This is a genomic window from Pseudomonas sp. NPDC007930 (genome assembly GCF_042958985.1).
Classification (GTDB): Bacteria; Pseudomonadota; Gammaproteobacteria; order Pseudomonadales; family Pseudomonadaceae; genus Aquipseudomonas.
Window position 1 is genome coordinate 624,973 of sequence record NZ_JBIBKC010000001.1, and the last position, 16,103, is coordinate 641,075.

The following is a 16,103-nucleotide window of genomic DNA, read 5'->3' on the forward strand; positions in this document are numbered from 1 at the left end:
TTGCGAAACCTTTCCATTGCCAAGCGCTTGCTGCTCGGCTTCGTCCTGATCGGCCTGTTGATGGTCGCCCTGGGCGTGTTCGCCCTGAGCCAGATGGGCAAGATCCGCAGCGCCGGCGAGCTGATCGAAAACAACAACCTGCCGAGCATCACCACCCTCGACGAGCTGACCCAGATCACCCTGCGCCTGCGGGTGTTGTCTTACCGCGTGCTGGTGAACCGCGAACCCGAAGCGCTGAGCAAAACCCTGGCGACCATGGAGGAGCGCAACGGGCAGATCCGCAAGGCCCAAGCGCGCTATGAACAGCTGATCGCCAGCCCCGAAGAGGCCCGCGCCTACGAGCAGTTCAAAAGCCAACTGGCCCAGTACAGCCAACTGGAAAGCAAGCTGCGCAGCCTCTCGGCCAGCAACAGCCTCGAAGACCTGCGCACCCTGCTGGGCACCGACCTGACCAGCAACTCCGATCAAGTGAACAAGGCCCTGGCGCAACTGGTGGAGATCAACACCCAGCAAACCCAGGCCACCAACGCCACCGCCGCCCAGCAGTACTCCACCGCCAGCGTGGCAGTGATCGCCTTGTTGGTGATCGCCACCCTGCTGATGTTCTTCCTCGCCTGGCTGCTGACCCGCAGCATCACCCAGCCAATCAGCAGCGCGGTCACCGCCGCCGAGCAGATCGCCAGCGGCGACCTGACGCAAACCGTGCGCGCCGACGGCGAGGACGAAGCCGCCCGCCTGCTGGCGGCCATGCAGCGCATGCAGGGGCGCCTGCGCGACACCCTGCAGCACATCGCCGGCTCGGCCACGCAACTGGCCTCGGCCGCCGAAGAGCTGAACAGCGTGACCGACGAAAGCGCCCGCGGCCTGGTGCAGCAGAACAATGAAATCGAACAGGCCGCCACCGCGGTCAACGAGATGACCAGCGCGGTCGAAGAAGTGGCGCGCAACGCGGTCAGCACTTCGGAAGCCTCCCGCGAGGCCACCACCTCGGCCAGCGACGGCCGCGACCTGGTGCTCGAAACCGTCTGCGCCATCGAGCGCATGAGCCAGGACGTGCAAGCCACCGCGCAGCTGGTGGGCGAACTGGCCAACGAGTCGCGCAACATCGGCCAGGTGCTGGACGTGATCCGCGGGCTGGCCGACCAGACCAACCTGCTCGCGCTCAACGCCGCCATCGAGGCTGCCCGCGCCGGTGAAGCCGGGCGTGGTTTTGCCGTAGTGGCCGACGAAGTGCGGGCCCTGGCCCACCGCACCCAGCAGTCGACCAGCGAAATCGAGCGGATGATCGGCAGCATCCAGAGCGGCACCGACAAAGCCGTGGCGTCGATGCAAAGCAGCACCGAGCGCGCCGAGTCGACCCTGAACATCGCCAAGGGCGCCGGCATGGCACTGGACACCATTCACGGCGCCGTGGCACAAATCAACGAGCGCAACCTGGTGATCGCCAGCGCCGCCGAAGAGCAGGCGCAAGTGGCGCGGGAAGTGGACCGTAACCTGGTGAACATCCGCGACCTGTCGGTGCAGAGCGCGGCGGGCGCGAACCAGACCACCGCCGCCAGCGCGGAGCTGTCGAAGCTGGCAGTGGATCTGAATGGAATGGTAGGGCGCTTCAAGGTTTAGGGGGGTAAGGGGCAAGTGATAAGGGCAAGCGGCAAGTAAAAGCCACACCGCTCCCCCCCTTGTAGCTTGCCGCTTACAACTTGCCCCTAGTCGAATACTGAGGCGCCCCCAGCGCCTCAGTATTCGACGCGCACATCCCCCTTCGGCACACTGCAGCACGACAGGATGTACCCTTCGGCTTCGTCTTCCTCGGTGATCCCGCCGTTGTGCTCCATCTCGACCTCGCCGCTGAGCTTGAGCACCTTGCAGGTGCCGCAAATGCCCATGCCGCAGGCTTTCGGGATCATCAGGCCGAGCTTGGCCGCGGCGGCGTGCACGGTTTCGCCCGGGCCCACGCGGATGCTCTTGCCGGTTTCGGTGAACTCCACCTGATGCAGGTCGGCGGCGGGCACGTCGGGGGCGTCGGCGGCCTGCTCGGCGTGCTCCACGGCGTCGGCCTTGGCCTCGGCCGGGGTCGCCCCGAAGGATTCCTCATGGTACTTGCTCATGTCGAAGCCAGCGGCCTCGAGCATGCGCTTGACCGCGGTCATGTACGGCGTCGGGCCGCAGCAGAACACCTCGCGGTCGAGGTAGTCCGGGGCCATCAGTTCGAGCATGTGCTGGTTCAGGTAGCCGCGGTAGCCAGCCCAGGGCTCACCCAGGCCGTGTTTTTCGCAGATCACGTGCAGGCCGAAGTTGGGAATGCGCGAGGCCATCTGCTCCAGCTCGCGCTGGTAGATGATGTCTTTCGGCGAGCGGGCGCTGTGCACGAAGACCATGTCGACGTTGGCGTTGGTGTCGTAGAACCAGCGCGCCATCGACATCACCGGGGTGATGCCGACGCCGCCCGAGAGGTACAGCACCTTCGGCGACGGGAAGTCGATGGCGTTGAACAGCCCCACCGGGCCGTGCACTGGCACTTCATAGCCTTCGTGCATGGTTTCGTGCAGCCAGTTCGACACCTTGCCGCCCGGCACGCGCTTCACGGTGATCGAAAAGCTGTACGGCACCGACGGCGCGCTGGAAATCGTGTACGAGCGCATGGTCGGCACGCCGTCGATTTCCAGCTCCAGGGTGACGAACTGCCCGGGCTTGAAAAAGAACATGATTGGCTGGTCGGCCATGAAGCAAAACGTGCGCACGTCCCAGGTTTCCTGGATGACTTTCACGCAGCGCACCACGTGGCGACCATTGGCCCAGGTCTGGGTAGTGACTGGGTTCAGGAAGTTGTTGGACATCATGGCTCTCCACGGCCGACCGTCGGCCTTCTATGGTAGCGATTCTGCTAGGCGTAAATGGCAACGGCTTTTCTATTCACGACATTGGCATGCTTATGGCGACCAGCCTTGTGGGGCATGGATTGGCGCGTCGGAAACGGATTTGGCCATGTCGCGTTTGGGCAAGGTTCCGGGCGTGCCCGGGCCCACACTCCACCGCAAATGAGACCGTGATTTCACACGCCTTGCGTCGCCACCCGTGAAGCGCCGAAAGGTGCAAACCCAAGCCATTCGCCGGCCACACCGTGGCCATGAGGATTTTCGATGGACGCCACCCAAACCCTGAGCCTGGGCGACCCGCTGGAACCTGCCCGCAAGGCAACCGCCGAAATGCTGCAGACCCGCGAGCGCACCTACTCGCTGCCGCAGCCCTTCTATTGCGACGAGCGGCTGTTCGACATCGACATGCAGGAGGTTTTCCACAAGGAGTGGCTGATCGCCGGCATGACCAGCGAGATCCCCGCCAAGGGCAACTACCTGACCCTGCAGATCGGCAAGAACCCGATTCTGGTGGTGCGCGCTGCCGACGGTTCGATCAACGCCTTCCACAACGTGTGCCGCCACCGTGGCTCGCGCCTGTGTACCAAGGAGAAAGGCAAGGTCGCCAAGCTGGTGTGCCCTTACCACCAGTGGACCTACGAGCTCGACGGCCGCCTGCTGTACGCCGGCACCGAAATGGGCGACGACTTCGACATGAAGAAGTTTGGCCTCAAGCCTGTGAACGTGAAAACCGCTGGCGGCTACATCTTCATCTGCCTGGCGGAAAACCCGCCGGCGATCGACAACTTCCTCAGCACCCTGGCCCATTACATGGAGCCCTACGACATGGAGAACACCAAGGTCGCGGTGCAAACCACGCTGATGGAAAAAGCCAACTGGAAGCTGGTACTGGAAAACAACCGCGAGTGCTACCACTGCAGCGGCTCGCACCCTGAACTGCTGAACACCCTGCTGGAATGGGACGACACCAACGACCCACGCGCCAGCCAGGCGTTCAAGGACCACGTGGCCGAGTCGGCCGCGGCCTGGGAAGCGGAGAAGATCCCTTACCTGCACGCGGGTTTCGGCCTGCGCAACCGCATCGTGCGCATGCCGCTGCTCAAGGGCACCGTGTCGATGACCATGGACGGCAAGCAGGGCTGCAAAAAACTGATGGGCCGGATCAAGAACCCCGACCTCGGTTCGATGCGCATCCTGCACCTGCCGCACTCCTGGAACCACTGCATGGGTGACCACATCATCGTGTTCACCGTGTGGCCGATCAGCGCCCAGGAAACCATGGTCACCACCAAATGGCTGGTGCACAAGGACGCCGTCGAAGGCGTGGACTACGACCCAGCCCGCCTGCGCGAAGTATGGGACGCCACCAACGACCAAGACCGCCGCCTGGCCGAAGAAAACCAGGTGGGCATCAACTCCACGGCCTACCAGCCCGGCCCGTACTCGAAAACCTACGAGTTCGGCGTGGTCAACTTCATCGACTGGTACAGCGAGCGCGTACTGGCCAACCTCGGGGCGGAGCCGGCGCCGTACCTGAAGGAAGTGAAGGTGCACGAGTGAGGGTAGATTGAACCCGCGAAGGGAGCCGTGAGGCTCCCTTTTTTGTGGGCGCTGGGGCAAAGGGCGCCCGGAATGGGACAAGCTCAACGCCAGCCTGCGCTTGCAGTTCGCCAAAAAGCTCAAGGAACGCCTTGAAGCCCCCCGTGTTGAGGCATACACGCTCAGTGGCATGCCTGGGTGCTACAAGATCAAGCTCCGCTCCGCGGGCTATCGCCTGGTGTATGAAGTCATCGATAACCGCTTGGTGGTTACAGTGATTGCCGTCGGTAAGCGTGAGCGGGATGAAGTCTACCGGCAGGCGCAACAGCGAGCGGGGGATGCTGAGCGCGGAGGGTGGGAATGAGGTCGCGCTGAGGAAGTGGGGCCATGCCGCTCGTCTCTATCGTTGCCCCAGGCGACCGCCCCCACGCCGGGCGCCCCCACCACCCCGTACCCGGCCGGGCCACCTGCTTGGCCCAATACCCCGCCAGCACACCCCGGCCCAGCGCCGTGATCCCCGTGGCGGCCACCCCGATGATACTGACCGCCGCACTGTCACTGGCCCAGGCGGCCACTTGCGCGGCGCTGCCGGCAAACATCAAGGCCACATCCACCGCCAGCACGGCGCGCGACGGCACTGCCAGGCGGTAGCCGAACCCCATCAGCCCGCCATAGGCCACCAGGTTCAGGGTACCGAACACATTGCTCAGCAACGGCACCAGGTTGCGCCCGTCCGGGTCGTGGTGGTTGATCGGGTCTGCCAGGCAATACGCGTAGGCATTGGGCCCGCCTTCGCCGAAGGGGCTCAAGCGGTCAGGCTGAACGAAGCGCGCCAGCCTCGGGGCGTAAGCGCGGTAACCGTGGCCCGCCAGCAACAGGCCGTGGGGGGCGAGGCAAAGGCCCGCGAAGCCACTGGCCCCGCACGCTGGCAAGGCACTGCCGAACGGCGTATGCGCCCGCCGCTCCGGGCCCGCGGTGCCCAGCACCAGCAGCGGTGAACGGGCCCGGTCGCAACCCAGCCGAACCGAGCAGCTCATGGTTTCAACCAGCCTGGGTACACCGTGCGCCGCGGCTTGAGCATCAATATCGGGCCTGCCAGCGTTTGCCCCAGCCGCGTGGCCATCTTCCGCGCCGGCACCTGGCGCACGCGGCCAAGCACCTCGGGCACCTGCAAACCATACCCCAAGGTCGCCAAGCCCAGCGCCATCCACTTGAACGGCGCCACCCAGGCGGGGGGCTCGGCCTGGGCACTGCCGATCGTCGCGGCGGCACCGGCGGCGGTGCCGAACATGCCCGCGAGCAAGCCGTAACGGCTGGCCGCGGGCGTTGTTTTCACGCTGCGCGAAGCAATGTTGAGGCCGCGGTAAAGCACCGACACCACATTACTCAGCAACCCGGCCAACGCCAGCGCATCTACCGCGCCCGAGGGGTCGATGCGGTTGATCGGGTCTGCCCGGCAGTAGGCGTAACTATTGAGCCCGCCGCAGCCGAACGGGCTCAGGGCGTCCGCCTGCAGAAACCGGCCCAGGCGGGGATGGTATGCCCGGTGGCCATTACCCAGTAGGTACAGGCCAGCGGCGCCGGCGCGCCATTGGCCGTTGAAGCCCAGCTGGGCTTGGCCAGGGCAGTCACCGAACGGGGCGTAGGCACGCCGGTGGGCCCCATCGGCCAGGGGGCTGCAGGTGTTGTCAGCCGCCCACAACAGCGCTCGGTAGCCGCGGGCGCTATACATTGGCGATGGTTTGCCTAAGCGGGGCTGGCCACCGCCCCGGCACAAACGCCCTAGCAACCCTGAACCATCGTTCCCGAGCCGTCTCCGCGGTCGCCATGAGCCAGGTCCTGCCCGCCTGGGTGGTCGACCTGATCAACGGCCGGGCCAGAATCACCGCACCCGAGAAGGTCAATAGCTGGCCAACCGGTACCGCCGCCCGAGCAGCCAGCACAATAGTGGGGTTGGGAAACGACTGCGCCGCACGGCTGGCAATCCCAACCGCGCCGCCCGCCGCGCCGAGCAGCGCCCCCGCGCGGTTGAGCAGTTGCTCGGCAGGGAAGTTGCTGTACCGTATAGCGCCCAGGGAAAAAAACAAGCTGTTCAACATATAGCCCACTACGGCCGTTGCGGTGCGAATCAGCGCTTCGAGAAACGCGCCACTGGGGTCATGGAAGTTGACCGGGTCGGCTTGGGCATAGGCGTAGGCATTCAGCCCCCCCTTGCCGAAAGGGCTGAGCCCATCAGGCTGGCCAAAGCGCAGCACACCTGGGCGATAGGTACGGTAGCCATTACCCAGCGCGTATCCGGCCCCAGGCTGCTCGCGCAACTGGCCGGTAAAACCGCAGCGCGAGGCCAGCCCGTGGGCGCTACCAAAGGGCCCGAAGCGCTGGCGCAGCGCCTGCGCGCCAAGCAACATCACAGCGCTTCGCTGAACGTCAGCGGCCAGCAAATGATGATGAGCCCGGTGCAGTGCCATGCTGCCACCTCGGTAGGTAGTTCACGGCACGATAGCCGGGGTAAGCCGGCTTGCCTACCTGATAGATCTACCAGGTAGGCAGGCGATCAGCGAATCACCCCCTCCTCCACCAGCAGCTTCAGCACCGCCTCGGCGCCCTCCTGGGCACTCACGCCCTTGAGCACCTGGCCGCCGCCACCACTGGCCTTGGCGGTGGCGGCCTTCATGCGGTCGGCGCCGCTCTTCGCCTTGATCACCTTAAGCCGCTTGGGCCGTGGCTTGGCCGGTTGCAGCGGGTCGCCGGCAAGCAGCTCGTCGTCGACGATTTCCACCTCGTGGGCCGGCAACTCGCCGCGCTGGGCTGGGCCATAGGCGCTCTGGCGCGGCGCTGGGGCGGCGTTGTCGACGCTGGCGAGCATCGGCAGGCGCACCTTCAGCCGGCGCCGTTGGCCTCGCGGCAGGGCTTGCAGCACCTGGGCCACGCCGCCTTCGACCGACTCGATCGCGGCCAGCCCGACCACCACCGGCCAGCCCAACTGCTCACCCAACAGGAACGGCAGCATGCCAGAGCCCTCGCCGGTTTCCGCCTGGGCGCCAGTGAGCACGATCTGCGCCGCGGCGCCGCGCAGGTAGCTGGCCAGGGCCGGCACCGCGTCGCTGCCGGCGGGCTGCTCGAGCACGTGCAGGCGCGCCAGGCCCATGCCCAGGTAGGCGCGCAGGGCCGGCTCTTCGGCGCTACCGGCGTGCAGCACCTGCAGGTCATCACCGGCCATCTGCAGGCCCAGTTCAACCGCGCGGGCATCTTGCTCGGCGCGGCGGGCACGGCCGGAGGTGGGGTGGGCGCCGACCGACACCAGGCTTACGATCTTCACACTCATGCTGTCACCTTATGCCGCTTCGCGCTTGGCGCCGTTTCGGTAGGCCTGCACCGCTTCGATCAGCGCCTTGAGCAGCGCGGTGCTGTCGCCGACGATCGAGAGGTCGGCGCGTTTGATCATGTCGCAGCCTGGGTCCATGTTGATGGCGATCACCTTCTCGCAGGCGCCAATGCCCTGCAGGTGCTGGATCGCCCCGGAGATGCCCACCGCCAGGTAGACCCGCGCGGTGACCCAGGTACCGGTGGCGCCCACCTGGCGGTTGCGCGCCATGTGGCCGTTGTCTACCGCCACCCGCGAGGCGCCCTCGGTGGCGCCCAGCGCTTGCGCGGCCTCATGGAACAGCGCCCAGTCACTGATGCCGTTGCCACCGGAGAGAATGAACTCAGCCTCGGCCATCGGGATGGCAGCCGGGTCCACGGCCACCGCACCGAGGTCTTCGATGCGCGGCAGGCTGCGCGCCACGCTGGCGTCGAGGCTGACCGGCAACACTTCGTGGCGGGTTTCGTCCACCGGCTCGGCGCACTCGGCCGCGGCCAGGATGAGCTTGGGCAGCGCCTGGGTGATGTCTTGCTGGCCGGCGCCGGCGCGGCCGGTGCATTGGCCGTCCTTGATTTGCCACACACGGGTCGCCGGGCGCTCGCCCAGGCTGGCGCCCAGGCGCCGGCCCAGCTCACCGCCGCCACTGCGGCTGTCGGGCAGCAGCCAGTGGCGCGGGTTGAACTGCCCGTTCACCGCGCGCAGGCCCTGCACGCGCTGCTCGGGGGCATAGCCCTCGAATTCGCCGCCGTCGATCTGCAGCAGGCGGTCGACGCCGGCGGTGTCGAAGGCGCTTTCTTTATGTTCGCCGAAGATCACCGCCAGCACCGCGCCGTCGCTGCCGGCCAGGCGGTGGGCCAGGCCGAGCAGGTCGCGGTCGTGGCTGCTCAGGCGGCCACCGACCATGTCGGGCACCACACCAATGTAGAAGGCCGGCGCCGCCACCTGGTGCAGCGGCAGCTTGACCTCGGCCGCGGCCGTGCGGCGCACGTTGCCGCCCTGCTGGCCGCCGCTACGGTCGATACGCTTGACCCCGTTGGGGCCGATAAAGCCCACGCCGTGGGGGTTCTTGCGGATCACCCCGTGCGGGCCCATCCATTGTGGCTGCTGCGGCTGCAGCGCTGCGTGCAGCGGATGCAGGCGGTTGCGGGCGATCCACTCGGCACGCGGGTCGCGGCGGATAATATCGCTCATCAGTTCACCTCCGCGGGTTCACGTTTGGCCGCGGCCGGGGCGCTGGCCGGGGCTTCGATCAACACGTCGGCCACCAGCTCGGCGATGTCCTTGATCGCCGGGCGCGGCTCGACCACCCCTTCGAGCATCGCGGTGCACTGTGGGCAGCCCACGGCGACCAGCTCGGCTTCGGTTTCGCGAATGTCCTGCATGCGCATGTCGGGGATCCGCTGCTTGCCGGGGATGTCGGTGATCGGCGCGCCGCCACCACCGCCACAGCAGCGCGAGCGGAAGCCCGAACGTTGCATTTCGCGCACGTCGATGCCCAGCGCGCGCAGTACCTGGCGCGGGGCTTCATATTCGCCGTTGTAGCGGCCCAGGTAGCAGGGGTCGTGGTAGGTCACGCTGCCGCCCTTGTGCTGGCCCAGGTTGAGCAGGCCGGCCTCGACCAGTTCGGCGATGTAGGTGCTGTGGTGCAGCACCTCGTAGTCGCCGCCCAGGGCGCCGTATTCGTTCTTCAGCACGTGGAAGCTGTGCGGGTCGCAACTGACGATGCGCTTGAAGCGGTATTGCTTGAGGGTCTGGATGTTGCGCCGGGCCAATGCCTGGAAGGTCGCTTCATCGCCCAGGCGGCGGGCCACGTCACCGCTGTCGCGCTCTTCCAGGCCGAGCACGGCGAAGTCGACCCCGGCCGCCTTGAGCACTTTGACGAACGCCCGCAGGGTGCGCTGGTTGCGCATGTCGAAGGCGCCGTCGCCGACCCAGAACAGCACGTCGGTGCTTTTTACCTCGGCCATCAGCTTCAGGTTCAGGTCGGCTGCCCAGTTCATCCGCCCACCCGGGGCGAAGCCGCCAGGGTTGTCGGTAGCGATGAGGTTTTCCAGCACTTCGGCGCCTTTGTTCGGCGTGGCGCCTTTTTCCAGGGTGAGGTGGCGGCGCATGTCGACGATGGCATCGACGTGCTCGATCATCATCGGGCATTCCTCGACGCACGCGCGGCAGGTGGTGCACGACCACAGCGTGTCGGCATCGACCAGCGCCTTGCCTTGCTGCGCGACGATCGGCAGGTGCGGGCCGCCGCTGTGTTCGCCGAGCGGCTTGCCCGGGTAGGGGCTGCCGGCGAACTTGGCGTCGTTGCCACCGGCCAGGCCGATGACCATGTCCTGGATGAGTTTTTTCGGGTTCAGCGGCTGGCCGGCGGCGAACGCCGGGCACATGGCTTCGCACTTGCCGCACTGCACGCAGGCGTCGAAGCCCAGCAGTTGGTTCCAGGTGAAGTCCTTGGGTTTCTCGACCCCCAGCGGCACGCTGGAGTCGGTCAGGTCGAGCGGCTTCAGGCCGGTGGAACGGCCGCCATTGAAGCGCTCGGCGCGGCGGTGCCAGGCCAGGTGCAGGGCACCGGCGAAGGCGTGCTTCATCGGCCCGCCCCAGGTCATGCCAAAAAATTGCTCCGACACGCCCCAGAGCACGCCGATGCCGAGGATCACGGCCATCACCCAGCCGCCGAAGTTTTCCGGCAGGATGCCCGCCACCGGCAAGGTGGCCAGGAAAAAGCTCGCGGAAAACACCAGCAGGCTTTTCGGCAGGCGCATCCACGGGCCCTTGGACAACCGCGCCGGTGGGTTGCGGCGGCGTTTGTAAACGAACAGCGCGCCAACGAACATCAGCGCGCTGGCGGCCAGCAAGGCGAAGCCGAGGATCCGGTTATGCAGGCCAAAACCGTGCACCAGGATCGCCAGCAGCGCGGCCAGCACAAAGCCGCCCGCGGTGGCGACGTGGGTGTTGGCCATGTATTTGTCGCGGGCCACCACATGGTGCAGGTCGACCATGTAGCGCTTGGGCATCGCCAGCAGGCCGCCGAGCAGGTCGACCTTGGCCGGCCGCCCGCGCCGCCACATGGCGATGCGCCGCCCGGCGCCGAGCACGGCCAGGGCCAGGGCGGCGAAGAGCAGAATGGGGAGAAGGGTGTTGAGCATGGTGTTGCCCCAGCTTGACGGCGTTAGGGGGACCTGTGTGGGAGGCCGGCTGCGCCGGGCGAAGGGCAGTGACTGACACACCGCACTCTCGCCCGGCATAGCCGGCCTCCCACGGGGGCTTCCCGTGGGCTGTGGTTTCTTAAAAGTCCTTGCACAGGCGCAGTGCGTCGTAGATCGCCGCGTGCACGTTGCGCTGGGCCACGCAATCACCGATGCGGTACAGCAGGTAGCCACTGCCCGCCTCGCTCAGGATCGGCTGCGGCTGGATCGCGAACAGGGCTTCGATGTCGACCTGGCCTTTGTTCCGCGAACCTTCCTTGAGCCCGTAGTACAGCGCCTCGTCCGGGCGTACGCCGTTCTCCACCACCACCTGGTCGACCACGCGTTCTTCCTTGGCGCCGGTGTATTCGTTCTCCAGCACCGCCACCAGCTTGTCGCCCTCGCGGTAGACCTTTTCCAGCATCAGGTCGCCGGTCATGATCACTTCCTTGGGGTACAGGCTGCGGTAGTAGGTGGGGAAGGTGGTCCCGCCCATGGCGACGCCCGGCTTGATGTCGTCGGTAACGATTTCCACCTGGCTGCCCTTGTCGGCCAGGTAGTCGGCAACCGACATTCCGGTGAACTCGCAGATGGTGTCGTACACCAGCACGCTCTTGCCCGGCGCGACCTTGCCATCGAGCACGTCCCAACTGCTGACGACCAGGCCTTCTTCAGCGCCCCAGTGGTCGTTTTGCTCGAGGAACGGGTGGCCGCCGTTGGCCAGGATGATCACATCCGGGCGCAGGTCCTGGATGGTCGGGATGTCCGCGGTGGTGCCCAGCCGCAGGTCGACCTTCAGGCGCGCCAACTCCAGTTGGTACCAGCGGGTGATACCGGCGATCTGGTCACGCTGCGGCGCCCTGGAGGCCGTGGTGATCTGCCCGCCGATCTGCTCTTTTTTCTCGAACAGGGTCACGTCGTGGCCGCGCTCGGCCGACACCCGCGCCGCTTCCATGCCCGCCGGGCCAGCACCGACGATCACCACCTTGCGCTTGGGCCCAGTGCTTTTCTCGATGATGTGCGGCACGCCCATGTATTCACGGGAGGTCGCGGCGTTCTGGATGCACAGCACGTCGAGCCCTTGGTACTGGCGGTCGATGCAGTAGTTGGCGCCCACGCACTGGCGGATCTGGTCAACCTGGCCCATTTTGATCTTGGCGATCAGGTGCGGGTCGGCGATGTGCGCACGGGTCATGCCGACCATGTCGACATAGCCGCCTTCGAGAATACGCTGGGCCTGGTTCGGGTCCTTGATGTTCTGCGCGTGCAGCACCGGCGCCTTGACCACTTCCTTGATGCCGGCGGCCAGGTGCAGGAACGGCTCCGGCGGGTAGCTCATGTTCGGGATCACGTTGGCCAGGGTGTTGTGGGTGTCACACCCCGAGCCGATCACGCCGAAGAAGTCGACCATGCCGGTGGCGTCGTAGTACGCCGCGATCTGTTTCATGTCTTCGTGGGAGAGGCCATCGGGGTGGAATTCATCCCCGCAGATGCGCATGCCCACACAAAAATCGTCGCCCACCTCGGCGCGCACGGCCTTGAGCACTTCCATGCCGAACTTCATCCGGCCTTCGAAGCTGCCGCCCCATTCGTCGGTGCGCTTGTTGACCCGCGGGCTCCAGAACTGGTCGATCATGTGCTGGTGCACCGCCGACAGCTCTACGCCATCGAGGCCGCCTTCCTTGGCACGGCGGGCGGCCTGGGCATAGTTGCCGATCACCCGCCAGATTTCTTCCACTTCGATGGTTTTGCAGGTGGCGCGGTGCACCGGCTCACGAATGCCCGAAGGCGACATCAACACCGGCCAGTGCTCGCCATCCCAGCGCGAGCGGCGGCCCATGTGGGTAATCTGGATCATGATCTTGGCGCCATGCTTGTGCATGGCATCGGCCAGGTTTTGGAAGTGCGGGATGATCTTGTCGGTCGACAGGTTGACCGACTTCCACCAGCCTTGCGGGCTGTCGATGGCAACCACCGACGAGCCGCCGCAAATGGCCAGGCCAATCCCGCCCTTGGCTTTTTCTTCGTAGTACTTCACGTACCGCTCGGTGGTCATGCCGCCGTCGGTGGCGTACACCTCAGCGTGGGCCGTGGACAGCACACGGTTACGGATGGTCAGTTTGCCGATCTGAATCGGCTGGAACATTGCTTCGAAAGCCATCTCACGGTCCTCGGCTTTTTTATTTATTACAACGGTTTGACGACGAACAGCCCGTCATCGTGGCCCTCTTCGGAGCCTCCGTAGACTTGCTCGGCAACGGTGCGGATGCTGCTGCCTTTTGCGGCGAGGATCTGGTCCATGGCACCGGCAAACCAGCCGGTGAACATGTAATCGACTTTGCGCCCGCATTTGCCGTACACATAAACAAATGCCGAATGTTCCAGCTTGACGCTGCAGGTGCCCTGCTCCAGGTCGATCTCCTGGATCTTGAACAGGCCCCAGCCGCGCTGGCTCAGGCGCTTCATGTAGTGCTCGAACACCGCAACGCCTTCCAGGCCGTGGCACTCGGCTTCTTTCTCGCACCAGTGCCAGGCCGACTTGTAGCCGGCTTTGTAGAGGATCTCGGCGTAAGCGTCGGCGCCCAGTACTTCTTCGATACCGATGTGGTTGTTGACGAAAAAGTGCCGCGGCACGTACAGCATCGGCAGTGCGTCGGAGGTCCAGACGCCGGTCTCGCTGTCTACTTCGATCGGCAACTCAGGGGCGTGTTTGGCCATGGAAACTCAACTCCATCAAAAAATGCGGTGTGGGCCCCGCCGCCGGGGCGGGGTCGGTATAAAGGTGGCTTACTCGCCCCAGACGTCCTTGAGCACGTTCACCCAGTTCTCGCCCATGATCTTGCGCACCACGCGCTCGGAATGGCCGCGCTTGAGCAGGGTTTCAGTGAGGTTGGGGAACTCGCCGACGGTGCGGATGCCCAGCGGGTTGATGATCTTGCCGAAGTTGGTCAGGCGGCGGGCGTAGCCTTTGTCGTGGGTCAGGTACTCGAAGAAGTCCTGGCCGTGCCCCTGAGTGAAGTCCGTGCCGATCCCGATGGCGTCTTCGCCGACGATGTTCATCACGTATTCGATGGCTTCGGCGTAGTCGTCGATGGTCGAGTCGATGCCCTTGGCCAGGAACGGCGCGAACATGGTCACGCCGACGAAACCGCCGTGGTCGGCGATGAACTTCAGCTCCGCGTCGGATTTATTCCGTGGGTGTTCCTTCAAGCCCGACGGCAGGCAGTGGGAGTAGGTGACCGGCTTTTTCGAGGCCAGGATCACTTCTTCGGAGGTTTTCGAGCCCACGTGGGAGAGGTCGCACATGATGCCGACGCGGTTCATTTCCGCGACGATCTCGTGGCCGAAGCCCGACAGGCCGCCGTCACGCTCGTAGCAACCGGTGCCGACCAGGTTCTGGGTGTTGTAGCACATCTGCACGATGCCCACGCCCAGTTGCTTGAAGATCTCGACGTAACCGATCTGGTCTTCGAAGGCATGGGCGTTCTGGAAGCCGAACAGGATGCCGGTTTTGCCCAGCTCCTTGGCCTTGCGGATGTCGGCGGTGGTGCGCACTGGCATCACCAGGTCGCTGTTCTCGCGGATCAGCTTCTGGCTGGCGGCGATGCTGTCGACCGTGGCCTTGAAACCTTCCCAGACCGACACCGTGCAGTTGGCGGCGGTCAGGCCGCCTTTGCGCATGTCTTCGAACAGTTCGCGGTTCCATTTGGCGATGATCAGGCCATCGATAACGATGCTGTCGGCGTGCAGTTCGGCTGGGCTCATCAGGCAGTCCCCTTGTCATAGTGGGCGCACTGGCACGGCTGCCAGCGCTTTGGGGCCAGCATATGCCTGCGCGGGGAGCGAGCCGGATGCAAAAACGACAGGGGAATTGCCGAAAGCGTCAAAGGCCGACAAGGGGCGGGCTGGCGGGGCCGTGGGAGATGAAATCGCTTGCCGGCGCTGTTCTTTAGCCCGGCCATGGGCCAGAATTCAGCGCATCGATCAAGATACCGCGGAGCTGTCAATGAAATCACTGCTGTGGCTGCTGGCAATCCTGCCCCTGAGCGCCTTCGCGGCCGACGACGACGGCCCCACGCCGTGCGACAACGTCGAAACCGCCCAGCAGAGCCTCGATTGCTCGGCCTACAACCGCAAAACCGCCGAAAGCGAGCTCGAAGACGCCTACAACGGCCTGACCGCGCGCATCAGCGCCCAGTACGGCGACCAGCAGAAGGTCCTCAAGGACTACCTCAACAAGATCGGCATCGCCCAGGACCTCTGGCGCAAGCTGCGCGACGCCGACTGCGCGGTCGAGGTGCTCGAGGCCGACAAAGACGGCAATGCCAGCCAAACGGCGCAAAACGACTGTATCGCCCAGCGCAGCGACGAGCGCTCGGAGTACCTGCAAACCCTTGGCACCCAGGCCGACGAGGCGGATACGCCGGATAACTGACCCTCTGGCAGGGAAATCCTGGGCGGTTACCTGCTGAATGTTCCGCTGGTTTGATGGCGCCCCCGGCCATTTCGGGCCGGGGCTTACCGCCTCAGACCACGGAGTACATTCCATGAGCACACTATCGCTGCAGTTCAACCTTCACACCCCGGAAGGCATCGAAGGCCGCTACGACCCCGACACCCAGGCTTGCATCTGCGAGCTGGCCCGCGACGTTGGCCCGAACGAGGAGGTTCTCTCGTTCGAGGTCGTCGCACCGGAAGGCATCCATGTTGGATACCGCCCAATCAACAGCGGCTTCGTGTTCCACGAAGTCAACGCCGAAGGCGGGCTGGGTGCCTATATTCCGAACGCCGAATGGGCGTTCCAGGAGGCCAACGCCGAGGGCATCCAAGGTGGCTACGTACCGGCCGGCTGGGGTTTGCCGTTCGCTATCGCGCTGCCGGCCGGGGTAGAGCTGACCTTCGACCTCGGCCAGAGCCGCCTCTCGTTCCAGACCGAAGCCGCCGTGGGTGGCGAAGGCAGCGCTTACCCAGCAGGCAGCAGCCTGAGCTTCGCGCTGCTCACCCCCGCTGACTTGGCGCCAGCCGCTGGCGCCGAGGGCGTGAGCTTTAGCGTGAGCACCCCCGAGAGCCCAGCGCCGCGCCCTGATGGCGCCGGCGACAGCAATGGCTTTGGCGCCGGCTCCGACGCCGAGGCCTGAC

Annotated in this window: 14 protein-coding genes and 1 pseudogene; 5 read left to right on the forward strand and 10 right to left on the reverse strand. The window is 65.5% G+C overall.

The window, feature by feature from the left end; translation table 11 throughout:
• The first annotated feature begins 60 nt into the window (after positions 1-60).
• The gene (locus ACFZCE_RS02905) at positions 61-1,620 is read left to right on the forward strand and encodes a methyl-accepting chemotaxis protein (RefSeq protein ID WP_390936439.1); all 1,560 of its coding nucleotides are present in this window, start codon (positions 61-63) and stop codon (positions 1,618-1,620) included.
• A 116-nt stretch (positions 1,621-1,736) separates the two neighbouring features.
• Here ACFZCE_RS02905 and gbcB read toward each other — a convergent pair whose 3' ends face one another.
• Positions 1,737-2,837 (reverse strand): glycine-betaine demethylase subunit GbcB, encoded by a 1,101-nt coding sequence (gbcB, locus tag ACFZCE_RS02910; RefSeq protein WP_390935887.1) that lies wholly within the window; start codon positions 2,835-2,837, stop codon positions 1,737-1,739.
• 303 nt (positions 2,838-3,140) lie between these two features.
• Here gbcB and gbcA point away from each other — a divergent pair, with 303 nt between their 5' ends.
• Together gbcA and ACFZCE_RS02920 are read left to right on the forward strand one after the other, a co-directional pair.
• Entirely contained in the window at positions 3,141-4,436 is a 1,296-nt protein-coding gene (gene gbcA, locus ACFZCE_RS02915; RefSeq protein WP_390935889.1) for a glycine-betaine demethylase subunit GbcA, read from the forward strand.
• 64 nt (positions 4,437-4,500) lie between these two features.
• Positions 4,501-4,779, forward strand: a pseudogene (locus ACFZCE_RS02920) (type II toxin-antitoxin system RelE/ParE family toxin); the annotation flags it as partial.
• On the opposite strand, the gene ACFZCE_RS02925 reads toward ACFZCE_RS02920, so the two are convergent.
• The 9 genes from ACFZCE_RS02925 to ACFZCE_RS02965 all read right to left on the reverse strand — a co-directional run bounded on the left by ACFZCE_RS02925 (position 4,685) and on the right by ACFZCE_RS02965 (position 14,729).
• The gene (locus ACFZCE_RS02925) at positions 4,685-5,452 is read right to left on the reverse strand and encodes an RHS repeat-associated core domain-containing protein (protein ID WP_390935891.1); all 768 of its coding nucleotides are present in this window, start codon (positions 5,450-5,452) and stop codon (positions 4,685-4,687) included. The pseudogene ACFZCE_RS02920 and the gene ACFZCE_RS02925 sit on opposite strands and share 95 nt — an antisense overlap.
• The gene (locus tag ACFZCE_RS02930; RefSeq protein ID WP_390935893.1) at positions 5,449-6,147 is read right to left on the reverse strand and encodes an RHS repeat-associated core domain-containing protein; all 699 of its coding nucleotides are present in this window, start codon (positions 6,145-6,147) and stop codon (positions 5,449-5,451) included. Before ACFZCE_RS02930 ends, ACFZCE_RS02925 begins: the two co-directional genes overlap by 4 nt.
• Complete coding sequence (locus ACFZCE_RS02935; protein ID WP_390935895.1) at positions 6,140-6,883, reverse strand: RHS repeat-associated core domain-containing protein; 744 nt, start codon at positions 6,881-6,883, stop codon at positions 6,140-6,142. Before ACFZCE_RS02935 ends, ACFZCE_RS02930 begins: the two co-directional genes overlap by 8 nt.
• Before the next feature lie 86 nt (positions 6,884-6,969).
• Positions 6,970-7,740, reverse strand: a complete 771-nt coding sequence (locus ACFZCE_RS02940; protein WP_390935897.1) for an electron transfer flavoprotein subunit beta — start codon at positions 7,738-7,740, stop codon at positions 6,970-6,972.
• A gap of 9 nt (positions 7,741-7,749) precedes the next feature.
• The gene (locus ACFZCE_RS02945) at positions 7,750-8,970 is read right to left on the reverse strand and encodes an FAD-binding protein (RefSeq protein WP_390935899.1); all 1,221 of its coding nucleotides are present in this window, start codon (positions 8,968-8,970) and stop codon (positions 7,750-7,752) included.
• Positions 8,970-10,925 (reverse strand): dimethylglycine demethylation protein DgcB, encoded by a 1,956-nt coding sequence (gene dgcB, locus ACFZCE_RS02950; RefSeq protein ID WP_390935901.1) that lies wholly within the window; start codon positions 10,923-10,925, stop codon positions 8,970-8,972. The genes ACFZCE_RS02945 and dgcB overlap by 1 nt, the downstream gene beginning before the upstream one ends.
• A 139-nt stretch (positions 10,926-11,064) precedes the next feature.
• On the reverse strand, positions 11,065-13,125 hold the full coding sequence (gene dgcA, locus ACFZCE_RS02955) for a dimethylglycine demethylation protein DgcA (RefSeq protein ID WP_390935903.1): 2,061 nt from the start codon (positions 13,123-13,125) through the stop codon (positions 11,065-11,067).
• A 26-nt stretch (positions 13,126-13,151) separates the two neighbouring features.
• Positions 13,152-13,682 carry a DUF5943 domain-containing protein gene (locus tag ACFZCE_RS02960; RefSeq protein ID WP_390935905.1) on the reverse strand — a complete coding sequence of 177 codons (531 nt, stop codon included), beginning with the start codon at positions 13,680-13,682 and terminating at the stop codon, positions 13,152-13,154.
• 69 nt (positions 13,683-13,751) lie between these two features.
• Positions 13,752-14,729, reverse strand: coding sequence for a membrane dipeptidase (locus ACFZCE_RS02965; RefSeq protein WP_390935907.1), 978 nt, complete (start codon positions 14,727-14,729; stop codon positions 13,752-13,754).
• 241 nt (positions 14,730-14,970) lie between these two features.
• On the opposite strand from ACFZCE_RS02965, the gene ACFZCE_RS02970 reads away from it, so the two are divergent.
• The gene (locus ACFZCE_RS02970) at positions 14,971-15,399 is read left to right on the forward strand and encodes a lysozyme inhibitor LprI family protein (RefSeq protein WP_390935909.1); all 429 of its coding nucleotides are present in this window, start codon (positions 14,971-14,973) and stop codon (positions 15,397-15,399) included.
• Between the two features lie 112 nt (positions 15,400-15,511).
• Complete coding sequence (locus tag ACFZCE_RS02975; RefSeq protein ID WP_390935911.1) at positions 15,512-16,102, forward strand: hypothetical protein; 591 nt, start codon at positions 15,512-15,514, stop codon at positions 16,100-16,102.
• Position 16,103: the final 1 nt, after the last annotated feature.